The following is a 4719-nucleotide window of genomic DNA, read 5'->3' on the forward strand; positions in this document are numbered from 1 at the left end:
AAATACTAGTTACGAAGAGAGTGAGACATAAAATAAACTTTTAAACCCACTTCATATGATATCGTCCATTATTATAAAACGAACAGGTACCTTCAACTCTTTTAGCTCTATCATTCTCTTTTCCTGATTTGAAATAAGGGTTTCTGGGAGTGTAATATTTACTATCTTGAACTATTAATGCTTTTTCTTTATTTTTAACTCTTTTTATTTCATAAGGATTTGAACAATAAAATGTGATTTGATTATCGAAGTAAACTTTCTTTAAAAGAGTTTTCTTTGATTTTGAAAGACTACTGGCATTTAGAAATAATACAAGTAATACCATTGTTATTATAAATTTAATTTTTTATCCTTCTTCTTTATTCTATTTGATCAATATATTTATTAAGTAAAACTTTAAAATCATTAAATCAAATGAAACAATAGTTATTAGATTTTTTGATAGATTAAATACTTATTATCTACAGTTATATTAAGAATACAACGTTTAGAAAATTAAGATAGATAGATTAGTTAATATTAAAGTAATAGTTCTGAACGTTAAAGTGTTCTAGTTTCAAAGGCATAATAGTAAATAGCACACATTACTATGTATTTTATACAAGATAGATAATCATAAAACAGCAATGTTAGAGTAAAGACTCAGTTTTCATTGTTCCTTCATGATTTGTTAAAAATATTATATCAAAAAACTTTTTTAAAACCTATTATTTATTTTCTAACTCTTTCATAACATCATATATCTCATTTTTTAAATAATCATATTTTTTTGCTTTTTCAAAATAAACTAAAAATGAATCTACCCAATCAGGTACGGCAATAGCTTTACCATTATCTTTCATAAATCCCCAATTATTAATTGTTGAATAAGATATTCCAGAAATTTTAGAGAAGTCATTTAATGTAAGGTCTAATTTTTTTAGTTTAAAGTTAAATTGATCTTTAGTCATAAACACCCTTATTTATCTATATTAGTAATATTATAGCATAAAAATATCTGATATAGATATGTACTACTTGACATAATATACTAAATTAGGTTATAATTCTAGGATATTTATCCAATATGGATACACTAGGAGCTATAATGAAAGTTTTAACAGTTATCGGAATTGCAATACTATGTATGTTATTAACATGGTTGATAGGTACTATGAATGAAAAGACATATGAAAAGTATAAGTTTAGATTTTTAGGTTTTGATTTTTTTACATTGTACGCAGTAATAACAGGTCTTTCATATTTTGGACATAAGTGGTATTTGAGTGCCTTAGAAATAGATGGTGATCTTCTAAATGGACTATTACTTATGTCTTTTGCTACGATTCTATTTATCCTAATTTTAGTAGCAAATATAAAGCGTACCAGTTTCTTTATTGGTATAGGAATTACATTGTTACAAACAATAATATATGTACCACTGTCAGTAGTATCGTTTATTGCATTATTAATTGCACTGGCTTACTTTTCACAAACTAAACCTGTATACACTGTAAATAAGTAAAGAATAAAATAAAAGGAGAAATTTTGAAAAAAATATTTATTATGTTGATTTTCATTTTAACAGTTATTAATGCAAAAGAAATAACTTATGAAGATGGTTTCAAGGCAGGCTATGAGGATGGAAGTAAAGAAAGTAAAAAAAGAACTACTATTTTAAAAAATATTAGTGACTTTAAAAAAGCAGAAAAAGGTGTGGATAAAGCAAAAATAATGGGAGCATTTAATGCAAATTTTGATTTTTTATGTATTATGCCTGCAAAATTGTTATATAACTTTAATGTAGTTAACAAGGTTTATGTAAAGGGGTATACACAAGGTTGTGAAAAAGCAATTTTTGAAAAAAGATAAAATTGTCTAAGCGAGATAATGTTCAGTTATACTAGCTCTATTATGCTTCATTTCATAAGATACTTCTTGAAGTGAAGCTTGATATGAAAATCCTGCTTGAGCATATTCAAACATTCTTAATTTTGCAAAATTCCATCTAAGACCATGACTCCCTTCAGGAATTTCATTTGAAGATAAACATGATTGTTTGATATCATTATAATATTTTTGTCTATTAATCTTAAATTTACTATTTAATTCAAAATATTCTTCTAGTTTTACATATGTATCAAGTGATACTAAAACTTCTCCTTCTTTACCACCTTTTTCTTTTGTAAATAGTGCAGCTTTAATAGCATGAGTAATCGAATCATATTTTGTATCAAGTAACTGTTCTTTTTTAATTAATGCAATTCCTTCAATTCTAGCTCCACTTTCATAAAAGTTATAAAAAATTATAACACGAAGTTTTGTTTATTGAAGTACATGAATAAAAATTGAGAGAGGTAATTGTTTTTACCGTTTCCATTTTTCTTTAAGAACTAGACGATTTAATTAATCCGTCTTACGAGTTTTATCTTTTTTAGGCAATTTACAAGCTAAATATAATGATCCGAATGACAATACAGCAACAATTAAAACATGTAAAAAATCTTGCATATCATTCCCTTTGAAAATTATATTTTAGAGTATCTCTACAATAATTATAACTTAAATATTTAAAATATAAATATAATAAATCATTCACTTGTTCCAACAACTTTACCTAATACTTCAACATCATCACAATCGTGAAGTTCTGGCAAAAATAAAGGATTACACGATAGCAATTGAAGTTTATTATATTTTGGCAAGAAAGTTACTTTTTTGACTACCACTCCATTTTGAGTATTAACTACATATATATCGTTATTTCGAAATGAAGGAATTGTTTTAGATTTATCTATAAATATAATTGAACCATCTTTTATTAAAGGTTCCATTGATTCACCTGTTACATTTAATGCTTCTATATTTTTAATAGCTTCTTTACCACCTAGTTGTTCTACAACATCTTTATCTAAACCTAAGTACTCAAAGTTCTCTTTTTCATTTATAGCACCCCCACCTGCACTAGTATTTATATTTTTAAAGTATTTAATACTAATGATTTTATCTGTAATCTGATTTAGTGTTTCAGGTAGTTGATCAAATAATATATAGTTAATAACAATGTTCTCTTTTGCACAAAAATTTATAATAGCTTGTAGTGGTATTTTGCTATCTTTCTTAGATCTACAATAGTGTTCTTTTGAGATATCTAAAGCTTTTGCTATATCAATATCATAGACTTTTTTATCTTTATTCTTTTGTGATTGTTCTATATGGATTCTGATTTTATTCATTACAGAATTGAAATCGCTAATTATCATTTATTGACCTATATGTTAATTTATTTTGAATAATATCATTTATGTAATACATTATGTAAAAAGATTACAAGGTATAATATAAATGAATATACATTTAGATTTAGATTGTTATTTTGTTAGTGCTGAAAGAACAAGATATCCTTTCTTAAAAGATAAAAATGTTGTAGTTGTAAAAGGAAGTGATAATAGAATCTTTTCCAATGTTAAAAAAGATGGTGTTATGCTTGGAGATACTGGAGCTTTTAATAGTGTATTAGAGTTTAAAAATAAGCAGCATAATAATGTTTTAGGAGCTTGGAGGGATGAATATATTGATAAAGAGGGAAATGTACATGGTATAGTGATTGCAAAGTCTTATGAAGCTAAGAAGTATGGAATAAAAACTGGAACACCTTTGAAAGAAGCTTTATATATGTGTCCTAATCTATTGATTATAAAAAGTGATCATCTATTTTATCAAGAGTTATCTCAAAAATTAAAAAAATACTTAGAGTTTAAAATACCTGTCCTGGAGCAATATTCTATTGATGAATTCTTTGGAGATTTAAATGGGTGGATAAAAGATGAAGATACACAAGAGTTTATTGAAAAATTAAGAGATGATATTATGGAAAAGTTTGACTTACCAATTTCCATTGGAGCAAGTAAAAGTAAATGGATAGCAAAGCTCTTAACAGATGAAGCAAAGCCTTATAGTGCTTTAGCATTAAGACAAGACCAAGTTTATAAGTATACAGATGATATTGATGTAAATGAATTTCCTGGTGTTGGACAAGCAATATCTAAAAAACTTGAAATACATAGAATTAAAACATTGGGAGAGTTAAGAACGAAACCTAGTTTACTATATTCATATGGTAAAACAGGGGTTCAATTATATAAAAGAATTTGTGGTACTGATAATGAAAGAGTAATTGCTTATAGTGATCGTAGAGGTATAGGAATAAGTAGAAACTTTAAAGCAATACTAAATAGAAATGAGCTTTACCGTAGAGTATTAATTCTCGCAAGGTATTTAAGTTTTACTATTTCAAAACTATCCTTAAATCCTACGAGCTATTTTTTTAAAATACGATATGAGTATGGATCAAAAAACTCTCAATCAATTAGTCATAATAGACTTTTTAATGAGAAGTTTTTAATTGATCTTTCAAAAGATATGATTAAAAAGTTAGATAATCATGTTACTCATAAAATACACTATATAGGAATTTCTGCATCAAACTTTTCTAATGCACATAATCAAAAAACATTTTCATTGATAGATTTTGAGAAGGATACAAAATTTAAAGCATTAAATGAAAAACTACTTAAGATTAGAGATAAGTATGGGGTTGATATAATTAGGTATGGTAGTGAGCTTAATATTCGTTCTTAAAGTTTTAGAGCTTTATATTAAATAAGAAAGAAAGAATCAAAAAAGAAGTACAAAAAACATATATATAATTCATCTTATAAAATGAATATTTATTGTTAA

Annotated in this window: 6 protein-coding genes; 3 read left to right on the top strand and 3 right to left on the bottom strand. The window is 25.6% G+C overall.

Features of this window, described 5'->3' with window-relative positions; genetic code table 11:
• Positions 1 to 40: 40 nt before the first annotated feature.
• Complete coding sequence (locus tag GBG18_RS14575; RefSeq protein WP_152192244.1) at positions 41 to 325, bottom strand: hypothetical protein; 285 nt, start codon at positions 323 to 325, stop codon at positions 41 to 43.
• 382 nt (positions 326 to 707) lie between these two features.
• Entirely contained in the window at positions 708 to 950 is a 243-nt protein-coding gene (locus GBG18_RS14580) for a helix-turn-helix domain-containing protein (protein WP_152192245.1), read from the bottom strand.
• Positions 951 to 1087: 137 nt separating this feature from the next.
• Here GBG18_RS14580 and GBG18_RS14585 point away from each other — a divergent pair, with 137 nt between their 5' ends.
• Both GBG18_RS14585 and GBG18_RS14590 read left to right on the top strand, forming a co-directional pair.
• A complete protein-coding gene (locus GBG18_RS14585) occupies positions 1088 to 1504 on the top strand; it encodes a hypothetical protein (protein ID WP_152192247.1) in 417 nt (138 codons plus the stop codon).
• A gap of 23 nt (positions 1505 to 1527) precedes the next feature.
• Positions 1528 to 1851, top strand: coding sequence for a hypothetical protein (locus GBG18_RS14590; RefSeq protein WP_152192249.1), 324 nt, complete (start codon positions 1528 to 1530; stop codon positions 1849 to 1851).
• Between the two features lie 719 nt (positions 1852 to 2570).
• On the opposite strand, the gene GBG18_RS14595 is transcribed toward GBG18_RS14590, so the two are convergent.
• Positions 2571 to 3242, bottom strand: a complete 672-nt coding sequence (locus GBG18_RS14595) for a S24 family peptidase (protein WP_152192251.1) — start codon at positions 3240 to 3242, stop codon at positions 2571 to 2573.
• Positions 3243 to 3324: 82 nt separating this feature from the next.
• On the opposite strand from GBG18_RS14595, the gene GBG18_RS14600 reads away from it, so the two are divergent.
• Positions 3325 to 4620: a DNA polymerase Y family protein gene (locus tag GBG18_RS14600; RefSeq protein WP_152192252.1), complete on the top strand. Its 1296-nt coding sequence runs from the start codon at positions 3325 to 3327 to the stop codon at positions 4618 to 4620.
• Positions 4621 to 4719: the final 99 nt, after the last annotated feature.

It is taken from the genome of Poseidonibacter ostreae, from assembly GCF_009208075.1.
Taxonomy (GTDB): Bacteria; Campylobacterota; Campylobacteria; order Campylobacterales; family Arcobacteraceae; genus Poseidonibacter; species Poseidonibacter ostreae.